This is a genomic window from Streptomyces sp. RLA123, assembly GCF_056270165.1.
Genome location: NZ_JBWDOR010000003.1, coordinates 5,878,516 through 5,895,198 on the forward strand (window position 1 = coordinate 5,878,516; position 16,683 = coordinate 5,895,198).

Below are 16,683 nucleotides of genomic sequence, written 5' to 3' on the forward strand. Positions count from 1 at the left end.
CGACGGAAACGCTAGCGGGGATGATCACCTTGTGGGAGCCGTACGCGTATCAGGGACTGATACCCGGCGAAGCGGCGGTGGCCGGTTCTCTACACTTGGGAGGGTGATCTCCCGAATCGATCTGCGCGGTGACGCCTTCCCCGAGGACGGCATCGACCGCGACCTGCTGCCCCGTGCCGAGCTCGACGTGGAGGCCGCCCTGGAGAAGGTGCGGCCGATCTGCGACGACGTGAAGCATCGCGGCACGGCGGCCCTGATCGACTACGCGGAGAAGTTCGACGGCGTCACGATCGACCGGGTGCGGGTTCCGGCCGAGGAGCTGACCCGGGCCCTGGCGGAGCTCGACCCGAAGGTGCGGGCCGCGCTGGAGGAGTCGGTCCGCCGCGCCCGGCTGGTGCACAGGGAGCAGCGCCGCGCCGACCACACCACGCAGGTCGTGCCGGGCGGCACGGTCACCGAGCGCTGGGTGCCGGTGGAGCGCGTGGGCCTGTACGTGCCCGGCGGCCGCTCGGTCTACCCGTCGTCCGTGGTGATGAACGTGGTGCCGGCGCAGGAGGCCGAGGTCGGCTCGATGGCCGTCGCCTCGCCGCCGCAGAAGGACTTCGGCGGTCTGCCGCACCCGACGATCCTGGCCGCGTGCGCGCTGCTCGGGGTGGACGAGGTGTACGCCGCGGGCGGCGCCCACGCCGTCGCGATGTTCGCCTACGGCACCGAGGAGTGCCGTCCGGTGAACATGGTCACCGGGCCCGGCAACATCTGGGTCGCCGCCGCCAAGCGCCTGCTCAAGGGTCGTATCGGCATCGACGCGGAGGCAGGTCCCACCGAGATCGCGATCCTCGCCGACAGCACGGCGGACCCGGTGCACGTCGCCGCCGACCTGATCAGCCAGGCCGAGCACGACCCGCTGGCCGCGGCCGTGCTGGTCACCGACTCCGTCGACCTCGCCGAGGCCGTGGAGAAGGAGCTCCAGACGCAGGTGGCGGCCACCAGGCACGTCGAGGACCGGATCGTCCCGGCGCTGTCCGGCCGCCAGTCCGGCATCGTGCTGGTCGACGGGATCGAGCAGGGTCTGCGGGTCGTGGACGCCTACGCGGCCGAGCACCTGGAGATCCAGACCGAGAACGCGAGCGCCGTCGCCGCCCGGGTGCGCAACGCCGGCGCGATCTTCGTCGGCGCCTACGCCCCCGTCTCGCTGGGCGACTACGCGGCCGGGTCCAACCACGTCCTGCCCACCGGCGGCTGCGCCTGCCACTCCTCGGGCCTGTCCGTGCAGTCGTTCCTGCGCGGCGTCCACGTCGTCGACTACACGCGCGAAGCGCTGGCGGAGGTCGCCGGCCACGTGGTGACCCTCGCCGACGCCGAGGACCTGCCGGCGCACGGCGCTGCGGTGCGGGCACGATTCGACTGGACGGTACCGGGTTCGTGACCGGCATCGACGATCTGCCCATCCGGGACGAGCTGCGCGGCAAGTCCCCGTACGGAGCGCCCCAACTCGACGTCCCCGTACGCCTGAACACCAACGAGAACCCGTACCCGCTGCCCGAGGCGCTGGTCGACCGGATCGCCGAGCGGGTCCGCGCGGCCGCCCGCGACCTCAACCGCTACCCCGACCGGGACGCGGTGGAGCTCCGCACCGAGCTGGCCGCGTACCTGAGCCGCACGTCGGGCCACGAGGTGGGCCTGCCCAATGTGTGGGCCGCCAACGGCTCCAACGAGGTCATCCAGCAGCTGCTGCAGACCTTCGGCGGCCCCGGCCGCACCGCGATGGGCTTCGAGCCCTCGTACTCGATGCACGGCCTGATCGCGCGCGGCACCGGCACCGGCTGGCTCTCCGGGCCCCGCAAGGATGACTTCACCATCGACGTGGCCGGCGCCGGGCGGGCCATCGCCGAGCACCGGCCGCACGTGGTCTTCATCACCTCGCCCAACAACCCCACCGGCTCCGCGGTCGAGGCCGGCACCGTGCTGGCGCTGTACGAGGCCGCGCAGGCCGCCCGTCCCTCGCTGGTGGTGGTCGACGAGGCGTACGGCGAGTTCAGTCACTCCCCGTCGCTGCTGCCGCTGATCGAGGGCCGCCCCAACATGGTGGTGAGCCGCACCATGTCCAAGGCCTTCGGCGCCGCCGGCCTGCGCCTGGGCTATCTCGCGGCGCACCCGGCGGTCGTGGACGCCGTGCAGCTGGTGCGCCTGCCGTACCACCTGTCGGCCGTCACCCAGGCCACCGCTCTCGCCGCCCTGGAGCACACCGATACGCTGCTCGGGTACGTCGAACAGCTGAAGGCCGAGCGGGACCGCCTGGTCGGGGAACTGCGCGCGACCGGGTACGAGGTGACCGACTCGGACGCCAACTTCGTGCAGTTCGGCCGCTTCGAGGACAGCCACCGGGCGTGGCAGGCGATCCTCGACCGCGGCGTCCTCGTCCGCGACAACGGCGTACCGGGCTGGCTGCGGGTGACCGCGGGCACCCCGGCCGAGAACGACGCGTTCCTCGAAGCGGTGCGCGCGCTGAAGAAGGAGCGGTAACCACATGACACGCGTCGGCCGCGTGGAGCGCACGACCAAGGAGACGTCCGTCGTCGTCGAACTCGACCTCGACGGCACCGGCAGGACCGAGATCTCCACCGGAGTCGGCTTCTACGACCACATGCTGGACCAGCTCGGCCGCCACGGCCTCTTCGACCTCACGGTCAAGACCGAGGGCGACCTGCACATCGACACCCACCACACCATCGAGGACACCGCCCTCGCGCTCGGCGCCGCCTTCAAGCAGGCGCTCGGCGACAAGGTGGGCATCTACCGCTTCGGCAACTGCACGGTGCCGCTGGACGAGTCCCTCGCCCAGGTCACCGTGGACCTCTCCGGCCGCCCCTACCTGGTGCACACCGAGCCGGAGAACATGGCGCCGATGATCGGCTCCTACGACACGACGATGACCCGGCACATCCTGGAGTCCTTCGTCGCCCAGGCGCAGATCGCGCTGCACGTCCACGTGCCGTACGGGCGCAACGCCCATCACATCGTGGAGTGCCAGTTCAAGGCGCTGGCCCGAGCCCTGCGCTACGCCTCCGAGCGCGACCCGCGCGCCGCGGGCATCCTCCCGTCGACGAAGGGCGCGCTGTGACCAAGCCGGCCATCCTGTTCATCCTGCTGGGCCTCTTCCTGGCCGGCGGTGTCTACTCGTTCTGGAAGCAGAAGATGCCCAAGGGCGTCATCGTGCTGCTCGGCATCGGCTCGGCCATGTCCCTGGTGTCCGGCCTGATGCGGCTGTAGGGGGTTCGCGCAGATGAGCAAGGCCGCCAGGAAGGTCGTGGTCCTCGACTACGGCTTCGGCAACGTCCGTTCCGCCGAGCGCGCGCTCGCCCGGGTGGGTGCGGACGTCGAGATCACCGCCGACTTCGGCAAGGCCCTGAACGCCGACGGGCTGCTCGTGCCCGGCGTCGGCGCGTTCGCCGCCTGCATGGCGGGGCTGACGTCGGTGCGCGGCGAACAGGCCATCGGCCGCCGGCTCGCCGGCGGCCGCCCGGTGCTGGGCATCTGCGTCGGCATGCAGATCCTCTTCGCGCGGGGCGTCGAGCACGGCGTGACCACCGAGGGATGCGACGAGTGGCCCGGTACGGTCGAGCCGCTGCGCGCGCCGATCGTGCCGCACATGGGCTGGAACACGGTCAAGGCACCCGGGGACTCGCGGCTGTTCGCGGGCCTCGACGCCGAAGCGCGCTACTACTTCGTGCACTCCTACGCGGTGCGTTCCTGGGAGCTGGAGACCGTCAACCCGGCCATCCGGCCCCCCAAGGTCACCTGGGCGACGCACGGCGAGCCCTTCGTCGCCGCGGTGGAGAACGGCCCGCTGTGGGCCACCCAGTTCCACCCCGAGAAGTCCGGCGACGCCGGCGCCCAGTTGCTGGCCAACTGGCTCGACACCTTCAAGGACTAGGACCCGACGCCGTCATGAGCACGACGCACCGCCTCGAACTCCTCCCCGCCGTCGACGTCCGAGACGGACAGGCAGTCCGCCTCGTCCACGGGGAGTCGGGCTCCGAGACGTCCTACGGCGACCCGATGGCCGCCGCCCTCGCCTGGCAGCGGGCGGGCGCCGAGTGGCTGCACCTGGTCGACCTGGACGCCGCCTTCGGCACCGGCGACAACCGTGCGCGGATCGCCGAGGTCGCGCGCTCCATGGACATCAAGGTCGAGCTGTCCGGCGGCATCCGCGACGACGAGACCCTGGCCGCGGCGCTCGCCACCGGCTGCACCAGGGTCAACCTCGGCACCGCCGCCCTGGAGGCCCCGGAGTGGGTCGCCAAGGTCATCGCCGAGCACGGCGACAAGATCGCGGTCGGCCTCGACGTCCGCGGCACCACCCTGCGCGGCCGCGGCTGGACCCGCGACGGCGGCGACCTCTACGAGACGCTGGCGCGCCTGGACTCCGAGGGCTGCGCCCGGTACGTCGTCACCGACATCAACAAGGACGGCACCTTGCAGGGCCCCAACCTGGAGCTGCTGAAGAACGTGTGCGCGGCCACCGGCCGGCCGGTCGTCGCCTCCGGAGGCGTCTCCTCCCTCGACGACCTGCGGGCCATCGCCTCCCTGGTGCCTCAGGGGGTTGAGGGCGCGATTGTCGGAAAGGCGCTCTATGCCGAGGCGTTCACCCTGGAAGAGGCCCTGGAGGCGGTGTCCCGATGACGGAAACCCCCGACGTACGGCGAGTGCACAGTGACAGCCCCTGGGAGGAGCAGTTCGGTTTCGCACGCGCCGTGGCGGCGGGGGACCGTGTCCACGTCGCGGGCACGATGCCGTTCGAGGGCACGGTGCTGTACGGCGAGGGCGATCCGTACGAGCAGGCGAAGGTCGCGTTCACCAAGGCCCTCGCCGCGCTCGAGACGTTCGGCCTGGACGCCGATTCCGTCGTCCGCACCCGGATGTACCTCACCCACACCCATGACGTGGAGGAGGTCGGCCGGGCGCACAAGGAGTTCTTCGACCGCGCCCGCCCGGCCACGACGATCGTCGTGGTCTCGGGGTTCATGGACCCGCGGGTCCTGGTCGAAGTCGAACTCGAAGCATTCCGAGGAGCCTGAGCAATGACCCTGGCGGTCCGAGTCATCCCCTGCCTGGACGTGGACAACGGCCGGGTCGTCAAGGGCGTCAACTTCCGGGACCTCCGTGACGCGGGCGATCCCGTCGAGATGGCCAAGCTGTACGACGCCGAGGGCGCCGACGAGCTGACCTTCCTCGACATCACCGCCTCCTCCGGCAACCGGGAGACCACCTACGACGTGGTGCGGCGCACCGCCGAGCAGGTCTTCATCCCGCTCACCGTGGGCGGCGGCGTACGGTCCGCCGAGGACGTCGACAAGTTGCTGCGCGCCGGCGCCGACAAGGTGGGCGTCAACACCGCGGCCATCGCCCGGCCCGAGCTGATCCGCGAGATCGCCGAACGCTTCGGCCGGCAGGTCCTCGTCCTGTCGGTGGACGCCCGCCGCACGGACGCCGGCACCCCGTCCGGCTTCGAGGTCACCACGCACGGCGGCCGCCGGGGCACCGGCATCGACGCGGTCGAGTGGGCGCACCGCGCGGCGGAACTCGGCGCGGGCGAGATCCTGCTCAACTCCATGGACGCCGACGGCACCAAGGACGGCTACGACACCGAGATGATCGCCGCCGTCCGCAGGCTCGTCACCGTCCCCGTCATCGCCTCCGGTGGGGCCGGCGGGCTTTCCCACTTCGTCCCGGCCGTCGCCGCCGGCGCAGACGCGGTCCTGGCCGCCTCCGTCTTCCACTTCGGCGACCTGCGCATCGGCGAGGTCAAGCAGACACTGCGCGAGGCCGGTCACCCCGTCCGCTGATCCCGCGGCCGGCGCCCACCTGACCGGCCCTGCGAGCGCGGCGGTCGCGGTCGCGGGGGCCGTCTTCGGACTCGCCGCGCCCGCGCTGCGCCGGGCCGAACTCGCGGGCAGGAGCCAGACTCAGCCCGAGATGCCGAGCCGGGCCTCGTAGAGCCGGCCGACGGCCTCCTTGTCGCCCTCGGTCTCGACGCGGGCCGCCTCCTGCCGTCCGAAGGCGAACAGCAGCAACTCCGCCGGCTCGCCGGTGACCGTGACGACCGGTGTGCCGCGGTGCGCCACCGCGGTCTGCCCGTCCGGCCGCCGCAGCACGACACCGACCGGCGCCTTGCGGCCCAGCAGCCGTGCGGAACGCTCCAGACGGGACCAGAGCAGATCGGAGAAGACCGGGTCCAGCTGGCGGGGCGCCCAGTCGTGCTGGGCCCGTCGCACGTCCTCGGAATGGACGTAGAACTCGACGGTGTTGGCGGCCTCGTCGATCTGCTTGAGGGCGAACGGCGACAGCCGCGGTGGCCCGGTGCGGATGAGCTGGATGAGTTCCTCGTACGGCTTCGCCACGAACTCCTTGCGGATGCGCTCCGACCGGGCGGCGAGCTGGGGGATGACCAGGCCGGCCGAAGCGTCGGTGCGCCGTTCGCGGACGACGACGTGGGCGGCCAGGTCACGGGTGGTCCAGCCCTTGCAGAGGGTGGGCGCGTCGGAGCCGGCGCTCTCCAGCAGGTCGGCGAGGAGCAGACGTTCACGCTGGGCATGAGTCGACATGCCGTCAGCCTACGTCGGCTCCTCGCCCACTGGCAGCACCTAGGAGAGCGGTTTGGCCAGCTTCTCGCCATCGGGCTTGTTGCTGAGCGTCAGGGAGCAGGAGACCGTGTCCTTGCCCTGCACCTGATACCCGGCCAGCTTCGGGTAGAGCGCGTAGTAGTAGAACGTGCGGTTGTCCGTGAGGTGGTCCAGGCGCTTGCCGGCGTCCGCCTCGCAGAGCTTGAGGACCTTCTTCTTCAGCGCGGCCTCGGTGGCGAAGGTGCCGGTGATCTTCTCGTGGGCGATGACCTCGGCGTCGTGCGGACCGTTGCAGGAGACCGGCGTGACCTCGGTGACGCTGCTGTCGAGCCCGGGGTCGTTGAAGCACTGGCCGACATCGAGCACGACGTACTTGCGGAACGTCTCGGCGGGCGACGGGGAGGTGTTCGCGTCCGTGGGCTCCGACGACGTCGCGGCCGAGGTCGCCGGGCTGCTGGAGGAAGCCGCCGCGTCCTTGCCGTCGTCGCCGCCCAGCGCCACCGCGAGACCGCCGACGATCACCGCGATCAGCACGACCGCTCCGATGACTATCGCCGCGATCTTCGCTCCGCCGCCGCTGCGCGGGGGAGGTTGCGGGGGCGGATAGCCGCCGTACCCACCCGGCTGCGGCTGCTGCTGGTAGGGCGCCTGCGGGGGCTGGTAGGGCTGCGGCTGGTAGGGCTGGGGCTGCTGCGGCTGGTACTGCGGCGGACCGAAACCCCCGGGGGGCGGCCCGAAACCGCCGCCCTGGCCGGAGCGCGGGTCGTCGGGAGGGGGCTGCGGAGGAAAACTCATGGACGAAGCATGCCCCATACGGGTGATCGTCGTGTGTGCGGGAGTCCAAGTCCCGTCTCCCCGGACGCGGCAGAATGGAGGGCATGGAATCCCCGCTCGACCCAGCCCTCGCGGCCCGCCTCAAGCGCACCGCGGACGGGCTCGTCCCCGCCGTCGCCCAGCAGTACGACACGGGTGAGGTCCTCATGCTCGGATGGATGGACGACGAGGCGCTGCACCGCACCCTGACCACCGGCCGCTGCACGTACTGGAGCCGCAGCCGCCAGGAGTACTGGGTCAAGGGCGACACGTCAGGGCACGTCCAGCAGGTCAAGTCCGTGGCCCTGGACTGCGACGGCGACACGATCCTCGTGAAGGTCGACCAGACCGGCGCGGCCTGCCACACGGGCGACCGCACCTGCTTCGACGCGGACGTGCTGCCGCTTTCTCTTTTGTGAGGCTCGGTTCGCCTCCGGTTCGCTGAGCCACTGCCGACAGTCGACCATGCTCGGCCGCTCGTTCCTCGCGGCCTGCGCGTGCTCTCTTTTTCGGCAGCGGCCGCTCACCTTCGGCTCACTCGCCACGGGAACGCACGGCGCGGAGGGACACGGGGACTAGGCTGCGGGGCATGACCACGGGCACTGTCACTCCCGATCTCGATACGTTCCGCAAGCTGGCGCTGGACCGCCGGGTGATCCCGGTCAGCAGGAAGTTGCTGGCCGACGGGGACACCCCGGTCGGGTTGTACCGGAAGCTGGCGGGGGAGCGGCCGGGGACGTTCCTGCTGGAGTCGGCGGAGAACGGGCGTTCGTGGTCGCGGTATTCGTTCGTGGGTGTGCGGAGCGCGGCGACCCTGACGGAGCGGGACGGGCAGGCGCACTGGCTGGGGACGCCGCCGGTGGCGGTGCCTCAGGGCGGCGATCCGCTGGAGGCGTTGCGGGCGACGACGGAGGCGCTGCACACGCCACGGGACCTGCACGACGACGCGGGGCTGCCGCCGTTCACCGGCGGGATGGTCGGGTACCTGGGGTACGACGTCGTGCGCCGTCTGGAGCGCGTGGGGGACCACGCGCAGGACGACCTGGGGCTGCCCGAGCTCACGATGCTGCTGACCTCGGACCTGGCGGTGCTGGACCACTGGGACGGCTCGGTGCTGCTGATCGCCAACGCGATCAACCACAACGACCTGGACACCGGGGTGGACGAGGCGTACGCGGACGCCGTGGCGCGGCTCGGCGCGATGGCCGCGGACCTGGCCCGGCCGGTGGACACCGCGCCGGCGGAACTGCCGCCGTCACGGCTTCCGGAGGAGATCACGGCGCGCTTCGGGGGCGCCGATTACCACGGGGCAGTGGAGCGGACCAAGGAGTACATCAGGGCCGGGGACGCGTTCCAGGTGGTGCCGTCGCAGCGGTTCGAGACGCCCTGCCCGGCGAGCGCGCTGGACGTGTACCGGGTACTGCGGGCCACCAATCCGTCCCCGTACATGTACCTGTTCCGCTTCGAGGGCTTCGACGTGGTGGGGTCGAGCCCCGAGGCGCTGGTGAAGGTGGAGGACGGCCGCGCCACGGTGCACCCGATCGCGGGCACGCGGCCCCGCGGTGCGACGCCCCGGGAGGACCAGGCGCTGGCCGACGAGTTGCTGGCCGACCCCAAGGAGCGGGCGGAGCACCTGATGCTGGTGGACCTGGGCCGCAACGACCTGGGCCGGGTGTGCGAGCCGGGCAGTGTGGAGGTCGTCGACTTCATGTCGATCGAGCGCTACAGCCACGTGATGCACATCGTCTCGACCGTCACCGGCACCCTGGGGGCCGGCCGCAGCGCGTTCGACGTCCTGACGGCCTGCTTCCCGGCCGGGACGCTGTCGGGGGCGCCGAAGCCGCGGGCGATGCAGATCATCGACGAACTGGAGCCGACCCGGCGCGGGCTGTACGGCGGTTGCGTGGGCTACCTGGACTTCGCGGGCGACTCGGACACGGCCATCGCCATCCGCACCGCGCTGCTCCGCGACGGTACGGCGTACGTCCAGGCGGGCGCCGGCATCGTCGCCGACTCCGACCCGGTCTCGGAGGACACCGAGTGCCGCAACAAGGCGGCTGCGGTGCTGCGCGCCGTCGCCACGGCGAACCGGATGACCGCGGGGGCGTAGCCCCGCGTACGCGTGCCCTGCGGCGAGGGGGGATAGTGGTCGGATGACCAGCGCCGTACCTGAGCCCCGTGCCGCCGCCGATGCCGACGCGGCGGCCGTGCCCCGTGGGCCGCGCCGCGCGGGCGGCCGCCGCAGTATGGCCGTCGCCCTGGCCGGCGGAGTGCTCGGCGCCGCGCTCGTGCTATTGGCCGCGGGCAAGACCTGGCAGCACGGCTTCGCCGGGACGGCCGGGGCCGGGGTGGCGGTGCATGCCGACGGCAGTCAGGTGACGGCGGTGCCGGGCGCACTGGCGCTGGTGGGACTGGCCGCGCTGGTCGCGGTCTTCGCCGTGCGCGGCGTGGCCCGCACGGTCGTGAGCGGGCTGCTCGTGCTGTGCGGGGCGGGCGCCCTGCTCGCCGCGCTGCTCGCCACCGGGGACGGTTCCTCCCTGGACACCGCCGCGGCCACCGCCAGCGGACTGACCCGGGCCACCGCGACGGACACCGCCACCACGGCCTGGCCCACCGTGTCCGCCGTGGGCGGGGCGCTGCTGCTGCTCGCCGGGGTGACCGCCGTCCTGCGGGCCGCGGCCTGGCCGGGAATGTCCAGCCGCTACGAGCGGGACACCGCCGCGCCGGCCCGTCCCTCGGCCGCCCGTTCCGCTCGCGCCGCCGACGGCGAGGAGCGCCCCGAGGACCTGTGGAAGGCGATGGACCGCGGCGAGGACCCCACCGACGCACTCTGACGCGCCGGGCCACCCCCCGCGCGCGGAGCGTGAGCGGAACAGGGGACAATGGGCGGCGACGCGTGCGATCGCGCGGCGAACGACCGAACGAACCTTCTGTAGAACCCCTTGGGAGCACTCATGGCGGGCAACAGCCACGGACACACCCCTGCCGCCTGGACCGGCGTGATCATCGCCTTCATCGGCTTCTGCGTCGCGGGTGCTTTCGTCGTCCTGGCGGAGCCGATCGGCATGTTCGCGGGCCTGGCCGTGGCCGCGGTGGGCGGTCTCATCGGCCTCGGCATGCGTGCCGCCGGTATGGGCAAGCCGGTGGCGCAGAAGGCCGCGCGCGGCTGACCTGCCGCATCACGGACATCGGAGCCGCCCCGGCCACGCGCCGCGGGCGGCTTCGGCGTTTCCACGGTGACCCCGGGTTTTCCCCGGCGGCCCGGCGCGGGACAATCGGCGGGTGACCGAGACCGCCATCGCGCCGAAGGCGAGCGCCCTCGCCGCCCCGTTGGGCCTGCTGGGCGGCGTCGTCGCCGGCTTCGTCTACGTCGGGACCGTCGACCCCAATCACCCCGGGCACTACCCGGTCTGCCCTCTCCTGCACTACACGGGCCTGTTCTGCCCCGGCTGCGGCGGGCTGCGCAGCGCGTACGCGGTGGCGCACGGCGACTTCGGGGCCGCGTTCGGCCTCAACGCCCTCGCCGTCGCGATGTACCTCCTCTTCGCCGTCGGGTGGGTCGTCTGGTTCTCCCGGGCGCTGCGCGGGCGGCCGTTCTCGGTGAGTCTGCGGCCGGCGCACTGGTGGGCGGTGGCGGCGGTCGTGGTGGTCTTCACCGTTGTCCGGAACCTGCCGTTCGGGGCCGCGCTGGCTCCCTGACGGCGCCTGCCGGTGCCCGTGGGTGCCCGTCGGTGCCTGTCCGGTCTGTCCGCCTGGTGGTCGTTGGTCCCGCCGGATGCAGGTCCGGCGGCCCCCGGCGGTTACCATCGCAGTGCTGGTGGAACATCTCACTGGCTTGATCGTTTCGCTTTCGGAAGGGGTCCCCTCGCGTGAGTGTGCTCGACGAGATCATCGACGGCGTCCGCGAAGACCTCGCCGAGCGGCAGGCCCGGGTCTCGCTCGACGAGCTCAAGCAGCGTGCCGCGAAGGCGCGCGACGCGAAGGACGGCGTGGCCGCCCTGCGCGGCGAGGGCGTCACCGTCATCTGCGAGGTCAAGCGGTCCAGCCCGTCCAAGGGCGCACTCGCGGCCATCGCCGATCCGGCGGGCCTCGCCGGGGACTACGAGGCGGGCGGCGCGGCGGTCATCTCGGTCCTGACCGAACAGCGCCGCTTCGGCGGCTCGCTCGCCGACCTGGAGGCCGTCCGGGCCAAGGTCGACATCCCCGTGCTGCGCAAGGACTTCATCGTCACCGCGTACCAGCTCTGGGAGGCCCGTGCCTACGGCGCCGACCTCGTGCTGCTGATCGTGGCCGCGCTGGAGCAGGACGCGCTGGTCTCCCTGATCGAGCGGGCCGAGTCCATCGGGCTCACCCCCCTGGTCGAGGTGCACGACGAGGACGAGGTCGCCCGCGCCGTCGACGCCGGAGCCCGGATCATCGGCGTCAACGCGCGCAACCTGAAGACGCTCGAGGTCGACCGGGGCACCTTCGCCCGCGTCGCTCCGGAGATCCCCGGCCACATCGTGAAGGTCGCCGAGTCCGGCGTCCGCGGCCCGCACGACCTCATCGCCTACGCCAACGACGGCGCCGACGCCGTGCTGGTCGGCGAGTCCCTGGTCACCGGCCGCGACCCCAGGACCGCCGTCGCCGACCTCGTCGCCGCCGGCGCCCACCCCGCGCTGCGCCACGGACGGGGCTGAACCCCCGCCATGCACACCTACGCGCGACTGGCCCGGGGCTGCCGTCCCCGTGGCTGCCGCGCGCCCGCGCGGCGCATTCTCGGGCGCCGCGTGCGGTACCACATCGGCTGCGAGCCGGGGCAGACCAACGGTCGCCGATGGCGCTAGCCGCCGCGCGCGCCGCCCGGACGGAGTCCCGTCCCGGCCTGTGACGCGCGCGGCCGCGAACGCTGACGGCGCCGGCGGCGCCGTAGCGTGACCATTGGTACGCCCAGAGACTCTGGGGGCGCCGACGCGCCCCCGAAGGAGCCGAGAACGTCATGTCCGTTGACTTCTTCATTCCCGACCCCGAGGGCCGGGTGCCCAGCGCCGAGGGCTACTTCGGCCGGTACGGCGGCAAGTTCATCCCGGAGGCGCTCGTCGCCGCCGTGGACGAGGTCGCCGTCGAGTACGACAAGGCCAAGGCCGATCCCGCCTTTGCCGCGGAGCTGAACGACCTGCTGGTGCACTACACCGGCCGCCCGAGCCCGCTCACCGAGGTGGCGCGGTTCGCCGAGCACGCCGGCGGTGCGCGGATCTTCCTCAAGCGGGAGGACCTCAACCACACCGGCTCGCACAAGATCAACAATGTGCTGGGCCAGGCGCTGCTCACCAAGCGCATGGGCAAGACCCGGGTGATCGCCGAGACCGGCGCGGGCCAGCACGGTGTGGCCACGGCGACGGCGTGCGCGCTGTTCGGCCTGGAATGCACGATCTACATGGGCGAGATCGACACCGAGCGCCAGGCGCTCAATGTCGCCCGCATGCGGATGCTGGGCGCCGAGGTCATCTCGGTGAAGTCCGGCAGCCGCACCCTGAAGGACGCGATCAACGAGGCGTTCCGCGACTGGGTCGCCAATGTGGACCGCACGCACTACCTGTTCGGCACCGTCGCCGGACCCCACCCGTTCCCGGCCATGGTGCGCGACTTCCACCGCGTCATCGGCGTCGAGGCGCGCCGCCAGATCCTGGAGCGGGCCGGCCGGCTGCCCGACGCGGCCGCCGCGTGCGTCGGCGGCGGGTCCAACGCCATCGGCCTGTTCCACGCCTTCATCCCGGACGAGGGCGTGCGGCTGGTGGGCCTGGAGGCGGCCGGTCACGGCGTGGACTCCGGCGAGCACGCCGCGACGCTCACCATGGGCGAGCCCGGCATCCTGCACGGTTCGCGCTCCTACGTCCTGCAGGACGACGAGGGCCAGATCACCGAGCCGTACTCGATCTCGGCGGGCCTGGACTATCCCGGCATCGGCCCGGAGCACGCCTACCTCAAGGAGACCGGACGCGCGGAGTACCGCCCGGTCACCGACGCCCAGGCCATGCAGGCGCTGCGCCTGCTGTCGCAGACCGAGGGCATCATCCCGGCCATCGAGAGCGCGCACGCGCTCGAGGGCGCGCTGCAGCTCGGCCGCGAGCTCGGCGAGGACGGCCTGATCCTGGTCAACCTCTCCGGGCGCGGCGACAAGGACATGGACACCGCGGCCCGCTGGTTCGGGCTGTACGACGGGGCCGAGACCGAAGGGGCCGAGAAGTGAGCGGGCAGATCGAACTGCTGGACCGGACCCTGGCCGGCGCGAAGGCCGAGGGGCGGGCGGCCCTGGTCGCCTACCTGCCGGCGGGCTTCCCCACCGTCGACGGCGGCATCGAGGCCGTCAAGGCGGCCCTGGAGGGCGGCGCGGACATCGTCGAGGTGGGCCTGCCGCACAGCGACCCGGTGCTGGACGGCCCGGTCATCCAGACCGCCGACGACATCGCGCTGCGCGGCGGCGTCCGGATCAAGGACGTGCTGCGCACGGTGCGCGAGGCGCACACGGCGACCGGCAAGCCGGTCCTGGTCATGACGTACTGGAACCCGGTCGACCGGTACGGCGCCGAGCGGTTCGCCGCGGAGCTCGCCGAGGCCGGCGGCGCGGGCTGCATCCTGCCGGACCTGCCCGTGCAGGAGTCCGAGGGCTGGCGCAAGGCCGCCGAGCAGCACGGGCTGGCCACCGTCTTCGTGGTCGCGCCGAGCAGCCGGGACGAGCGGCTGGCGAAGATCACGGCGGCGGGCACCGGCTTCGTCTACGCGGCCTCGCTCATGGGTGTGACCGGCACCCGGGCGAGCGTCGGCGCCGAGGCGGCCGACCTGGTGCGCCGCACCCGCGCGCAGACCGCGCTGCCGGTCTGCGTCGGCCTGGGCGTCTCCGACGCGGAGCAGGCGGCCGAGGTCGCCGGCTTCGCCGACGGTGTGATCGTCGGTTCGGCCTTCGTCAAGAAGCTGCTGGACGCGCCGGACCTGGAGCAGGGCCTCACCGCGGTACGCGAGCTCGCCGCGGACCTGGCCAAGGGCGTCCGCCGCTGAGCGGCGACGTCGCCCGAACGGGCGAATTACGGCCGGGGGCGCGCGCAGGTGCGCCCCCGGTTCGTTGTCCCGGGGTGTGAGCGAGAAGAACCGTGAAGGAAAGCGCAGCGCCCGCGAGCGGCTGCAGGAGCAGCGTGTGCAGGACCAACGCCGCCAGAAGCGCAAGAGGACGATGATCGTCGCCGGATCAGTTGTCGGGGTCCTGGTGATCGGCGCCGTCATCGGGATCCTGGCGGCCAACAGCGGAGGCGATTCCGAGGGGGCCGCCGCGGTCTCCCCGGCGGGTGCGACGGGCGAGAACAAACTCGTGATCCCCAGCGGCGCGAGCGACGCACCGTCCACGCTGACCGTCTACGAGGACTTCCGCTGCCCGGCCTGCGGTGCCTTCGAGCAGGGCTACCGGGACACCGTCCACTCCCTGGAGGACAAGGGCCAGCTGAAGGTGGACTACCACCTGGTCCGGATCATCGACGGCAATCTGGGCGGTACCGGCTCGCTCAACGCGGCCAACGCCGCGGCCTGCGCGCAGGACCAGAACAAGTTCCGGGCGTACCACGACGTGCTCTACCGCAACCAGCCGCCGGAGCAGGACGACAAGTTCGCGAGCAAGCCCTACCTGCTCCAGCTCGCCGGCCAGGTGCCGGGGCTGGTGACCCCGGCGTTCACCGCCTGTGTGAACAAGGGCACGTACGACGACTGGGTGGACAAGAACAACAGCGCCTTCAACTCGTCGGGCTTCAACTCCACCCCGACCGTGCTGCTCAACGGGAAGAACATCTACGGGGCCCAAGCGGCGCCGCTGACCCCGCAGAAGCTGGACCAGATGGTCGCCGAGGCCAACAAGGGCAAGAAGCCCGGCACCGTCACGCCGAGCGTGACCCCGCCCAGCGCTCCGGCGAGCGGTTCGGCGGCCACGTCCGCCACGGCGTCGGCGCCGGCCTCCGCTCCGGCCTCCTCCGCCCCGGCGAGCGTGCCCGCGAGCCCGCCGGCGACCCCGTCGACGACCGGCTGAGGCACCGCCGGGAGAGCCGCTCGTTACTCAGCCGTTGCCGGGCGGGTGCCCGCCGCACCCGCCCGGCACGGTAGCGTCGGCACTGCCATGGAATTCATCGCCTTCATTCCCAGTCCGTCGCGCGGGGTGCTCCACCTCGGACCCGTACCGCTGCGCGGCTATGCCTTCTGCATCATCATCGGTGTCTTCGTAGCCGTCTGGCTCGGTGGCAGGCGATGGGCCGCCCGCGGCGGACAGAAGACCACGATCGCGGACATCGCCGTGTGGGCGGTGCCGTTCGGTCTGGTCGGTGGCCGTCTCTACCACGTGATCACCAGTTACGAGCTCTACTTCGGTGAGGGCAAGCACTGGGTGAACGCGTTCAAGATCTGGGAGGGCGGCCTCGGCATCTGGGGCGCGATCGCCCTCGGCGCCCTGGGCGCGTGGATCGGCTGCCGGCGCCGTGGCATCTCGCTGCCCGCCTATGCCGACGCCGTCGCCCCGGGTATCGCCATCGCCCAGGCCATCGGCCGCTGGGGCAACTGGTTCAACCAGGAGCTCTACGGACGGCCGACCGACCTGCCGTGGGCGCTGAAGATCGACAGCGCGCACCGGCCGGCGGACAGCCTGGACGTCGCGACGTACCACCCGACGTTCCTGTACGAGTCCCTGTGGTGCGTCGGCGTGGCCCTGCTGGTGATGTGGGCCGACCGCCGCTTCAAGCTCGGCCACGGCCGCGCCTTCGCGCTGTACGTCGCGTCGTACACCGTCGGCCGCTTCTGGATCGAGTATCTGCGCGTCGACGGCGCCCACCACTTCCTGGGGCTGCGGCTCAACGACTGGACGTCGATCATCGTCTTCGCCGGGGCCGTCGCCTACATGATCGTCTCGGCACGGCGGCGTCCGGGCCGCGAGGAGAACGTCGAGCCGGCGCCCGTCGCCGCCGCGGAGGGTGAGCCGGAGGGCAAGGACGTCAAGGACGGCAAGGCCGACCTGACCAAGCCCGCGGCCAAGGACACGAAGAAGGACGGGGCGGAGGCCGGCGACGGGACCGCCGCCGGCAGTGACGAAAAGGCCGACGAGCCGGAAGAGGCGGCGGAGGCCGGGGCCACAGCCCGGGCCGAATCCGCCAAGAACGGCTGATCCCGGTAGATCTCTACGCCGGGCCGCGGCGCCGCCAGGGGTATGACCCCGGGTGGCGCCGCGGTCGTTTCCGCAGGT

At 72.3% G+C, this 16,683-nt stretch carries 21 protein-coding genes; 19 read left to right on the forward strand and 2 right to left on the reverse strand.

Annotated features, from left to right (window positions below; genetic code table 11):
• Positions 1–103: 103 nt before the first annotated feature.
• From hisD to hisF, 8 genes are read left to right on the forward strand one after another with little or no spacing between them, the layout of a single operon-like run.
• Positions 104–1,426 carry a histidinol dehydrogenase gene (gene hisD, locus RV983_RS26825; RefSeq protein WP_475988283.1) on the forward strand — a complete coding sequence of 441 codons (1,323 nt, stop codon included), beginning with the start codon at positions 104–106 and terminating at the stop codon, positions 1,424–1,426.
• Positions 1,423–2,523 (forward strand): histidinol-phosphate transaminase, encoded by a 1,101-nt coding sequence (locus tag RV983_RS26830; RefSeq protein WP_475988284.1) that lies wholly within the window; start codon positions 1,423–1,425, stop codon positions 2,521–2,523. The genes hisD and RV983_RS26830 overlap by 4 nt, the downstream gene beginning before the upstream one ends.
• A gap of 4 nt (positions 2,524–2,527) precedes the next feature.
• A complete protein-coding gene (gene hisB, locus RV983_RS26835) occupies positions 2,528–3,121 on the forward strand; it encodes an imidazoleglycerol-phosphate dehydratase HisB (RefSeq protein ID WP_319661088.1) in 594 nt (197 codons plus the stop codon).
• Positions 3,118–3,270, forward strand: coding sequence for a hypothetical protein (locus tag RV983_RS26840; protein WP_384284957.1), 153 nt, complete (start codon positions 3,118–3,120; stop codon positions 3,268–3,270). The genes hisB and RV983_RS26840 overlap by 4 nt, the downstream gene beginning before the upstream one ends.
• Before the next feature lie 13 nt (positions 3,271–3,283).
• Positions 3,284–3,934 carry an imidazole glycerol phosphate synthase subunit HisH gene (gene hisH, locus RV983_RS26845; protein WP_475988285.1) on the forward strand — a complete coding sequence of 217 codons (651 nt, stop codon included), beginning with the start codon at positions 3,284–3,286 and terminating at the stop codon, positions 3,932–3,934.
• A gap of 14 nt (positions 3,935–3,948) precedes the next feature.
• Positions 3,949–4,683 carry a bifunctional 1-(5-phosphoribosyl)-5-((5-phosphoribosylamino)methylideneamino)imidazole-4-carboxamide isomerase/phosphoribosylanthranilate isomerase PriA gene (gene priA / locus RV983_RS26850; RefSeq protein ID WP_475988286.1) on the forward strand — a complete coding sequence of 245 codons (735 nt, stop codon included), beginning with the start codon at positions 3,949–3,951 and terminating at the stop codon, positions 4,681–4,683.
• Positions 4,680–5,078 (forward strand): RidA family protein, encoded by a 399-nt coding sequence (locus tag RV983_RS26855; protein WP_475988287.1) that lies wholly within the window; start codon positions 4,680–4,682, stop codon positions 5,076–5,078. The genes priA and RV983_RS26855 overlap by 4 nt, the downstream gene beginning before the upstream one ends.
• Before the next feature lie 3 nt (positions 5,079–5,081).
• Positions 5,082–5,846: an imidazole glycerol phosphate synthase subunit HisF gene (gene hisF, locus RV983_RS26860; protein ID WP_475988288.1), complete on the forward strand. Its 765-nt coding sequence runs from the start codon at positions 5,082–5,084 to the stop codon at positions 5,844–5,846.
• A gap of 120 nt (positions 5,847–5,966) precedes the next feature.
• Here hisF and RV983_RS26865 read toward each other — a convergent pair whose 3' ends face one another.
• Entirely contained in the window at positions 5,967–6,605 is a 639-nt protein-coding gene (locus RV983_RS26865) for a TIGR03085 family metal-binding protein (protein ID WP_475988289.1), read from the reverse strand.
• 39 nt (positions 6,606–6,644) lie between these two features.
• A complete protein-coding gene (locus RV983_RS26870; protein WP_475988290.1) occupies positions 6,645–7,418 on the reverse strand; it encodes a hypothetical protein in 774 nt (257 codons plus the stop codon).
• Positions 7,419–7,501: 83 nt separating this feature from the next.
• Here RV983_RS26870 and hisI point away from each other — a divergent pair, with 83 nt between their 5' ends.
• The 11 genes from hisI (at position 7,502) to lgt (ending at position 16,605) form a co-directional block, all read left to right on the forward strand.
• On the forward strand, positions 7,502–7,855 hold the full coding sequence (gene hisI / locus RV983_RS26875; RefSeq protein ID WP_475988291.1) for a phosphoribosyl-AMP cyclohydrolase: 354 nt from the start codon (positions 7,502–7,504) through the stop codon (positions 7,853–7,855).
• A 170-nt stretch (positions 7,856–8,025) separates the two neighbouring features.
• Complete coding sequence (locus RV983_RS26880; RefSeq protein ID WP_475988292.1) at positions 8,026–9,546, forward strand: anthranilate synthase component I; 1,521 nt, start codon at positions 8,026–8,028, stop codon at positions 9,544–9,546.
• 43 nt (positions 9,547–9,589) lie between these two features.
• On the forward strand, positions 9,590–10,270 hold the full coding sequence (locus RV983_RS26885; protein WP_475988293.1) for a TIGR02234 family membrane protein: 681 nt from the start codon (positions 9,590–9,592) through the stop codon (positions 10,268–10,270).
• A gap of 120 nt (positions 10,271–10,390) precedes the next feature.
• Positions 10,391–10,606 (forward strand): HGxxPAAW family protein, encoded by a 216-nt coding sequence (locus RV983_RS26890; protein WP_475988294.1) that lies wholly within the window; start codon positions 10,391–10,393, stop codon positions 10,604–10,606.
• 112 nt (positions 10,607–10,718) lie between these two features.
• Positions 10,719–11,135, forward strand: coding sequence for a DUF2752 domain-containing protein (locus RV983_RS26895; protein WP_475988295.1), 417 nt, complete (start codon positions 10,719–10,721; stop codon positions 11,133–11,135).
• A 170-nt stretch (positions 11,136–11,305) separates the two neighbouring features.
• Positions 11,306–12,115 (forward strand): indole-3-glycerol phosphate synthase TrpC, encoded by an 810-nt coding sequence (gene trpC, locus RV983_RS26900; RefSeq protein WP_475988296.1) that lies wholly within the window; start codon positions 11,306–11,308, stop codon positions 12,113–12,115.
• A gap of 9 nt (positions 12,116–12,124) precedes the next feature.
• The gene (gene trpM / locus RV983_RS26905) at positions 12,125–12,262 is read left to right on the forward strand and encodes a tryptophan biosynthesis modulator TrpM (RefSeq protein ID WP_475988297.1); all 138 of its coding nucleotides are present in this window, start codon (positions 12,125–12,127) and stop codon (positions 12,260–12,262) included.
• Positions 12,263–12,414: 152 nt separating this feature from the next.
• A complete protein-coding gene (gene trpB / locus RV983_RS26910; protein ID WP_475988298.1) occupies positions 12,415–13,665 on the forward strand; it encodes a tryptophan synthase subunit beta in 1,251 nt (416 codons plus the stop codon).
• Positions 13,662–14,471 (forward strand): tryptophan synthase subunit alpha, encoded by an 810-nt coding sequence (gene trpA / locus RV983_RS26915; protein WP_475988299.1) that lies wholly within the window; start codon positions 13,662–13,664, stop codon positions 14,469–14,471. The genes trpB and trpA overlap by 4 nt, the downstream gene beginning before the upstream one ends.
• A gap of 76 nt (positions 14,472–14,547) precedes the next feature.
• On the forward strand, positions 14,548–15,483 hold the full coding sequence (locus RV983_RS26920) for a DsbA family protein (RefSeq protein ID WP_475988300.1): 936 nt from the start codon (positions 14,548–14,550) through the stop codon (positions 15,481–15,483).
• Positions 15,484–15,570: 87 nt separating this feature from the next.
• Positions 15,571–16,605, forward strand: coding sequence for a prolipoprotein diacylglyceryl transferase (gene lgt / locus RV983_RS26925; RefSeq protein WP_475988301.1), 1,035 nt, complete (start codon positions 15,571–15,573; stop codon positions 16,603–16,605).
• Positions 16,606–16,683: the final 78 nt, after the last annotated feature.

What these genes read in the sequence shown, in the direction of transcription:
- hisB (WP_319661088.1), top strand. Translation starts at nt 2,528, where the DNA reads ATGACACGCGTCGGCCGCGTGGAGCGCACGACCAAGGAGACGTCCGTC.
- hisH (WP_475988285.1), top strand. Translation starts at nt 3,284, where the DNA reads ATGAGCAAGGCCGCCAGGAAGGTCGTGGTCCTCGACTACGGCTTCGGC.
- priA (WP_475988286.1), top strand. Translation starts at nt 3,949, where the DNA reads ATGAGCACGACGCACCGCCTCGAACTCCTCCCCGCCGTCGACGTCCGA.
- RV983_RS26855 (WP_475988287.1), top strand. Translation starts at nt 4,680, where the DNA reads ATGACGGAAACCCCCGACGTACGGCGAGTGCACAGTGACAGCCCCTGG.
- hisF (WP_475988288.1), top strand. Translation starts at nt 5,082, where the DNA reads ATGACCCTGGCGGTCCGAGTCATCCCCTGCCTGGACGTGGACAACGGC.
- RV983_RS26865 (WP_475988289.1), bottom strand. Translation starts at nt 6,605, where the DNA reads ATGTCGACTCATGCCCAGCGTGAACGTCTGCTCCTCGCCGACCTGCTG.
- RV983_RS26870 (WP_475988290.1), bottom strand. Translation starts at nt 7,418, where the DNA reads ATGAGTTTTCCTCCGCAGCCCCCTCCCGACGACCCGCGCTCCGGCCAG.
- hisI (WP_475988291.1), top strand. Translation starts at nt 7,502, where the DNA reads ATGGAATCCCCGCTCGACCCAGCCCTCGCGGCCCGCCTCAAGCGCACC.
- RV983_RS26880 (WP_475988292.1), top strand. Translation starts at nt 8,026, where the DNA reads ATGACCACGGGCACTGTCACTCCCGATCTCGATACGTTCCGCAAGCTG.
- RV983_RS26885 (WP_475988293.1), top strand. Translation starts at nt 9,590, where the DNA reads ATGACCAGCGCCGTACCTGAGCCCCGTGCCGCCGCCGATGCCGACGCG.
- RV983_RS26890 (WP_475988294.1), top strand. Translation starts at nt 10,391, where the DNA reads ATGGCGGGCAACAGCCACGGACACACCCCTGCCGCCTGGACCGGCGTG.
- trpM (WP_475988297.1), top strand. Translation starts at nt 12,125, where the DNA reads ATGCACACCTACGCGCGACTGGCCCGGGGCTGCCGTCCCCGTGGCTGC.
- trpB (WP_475988298.1), top strand. Translation starts at nt 12,415, where the DNA reads ATGTCCGTTGACTTCTTCATTCCCGACCCCGAGGGCCGGGTGCCCAGC.
- lgt (WP_475988301.1), top strand. Translation starts at nt 15,571, where the DNA reads ATGGAATTCATCGCCTTCATTCCCAGTCCGTCGCGCGGGGTGCTCCAC.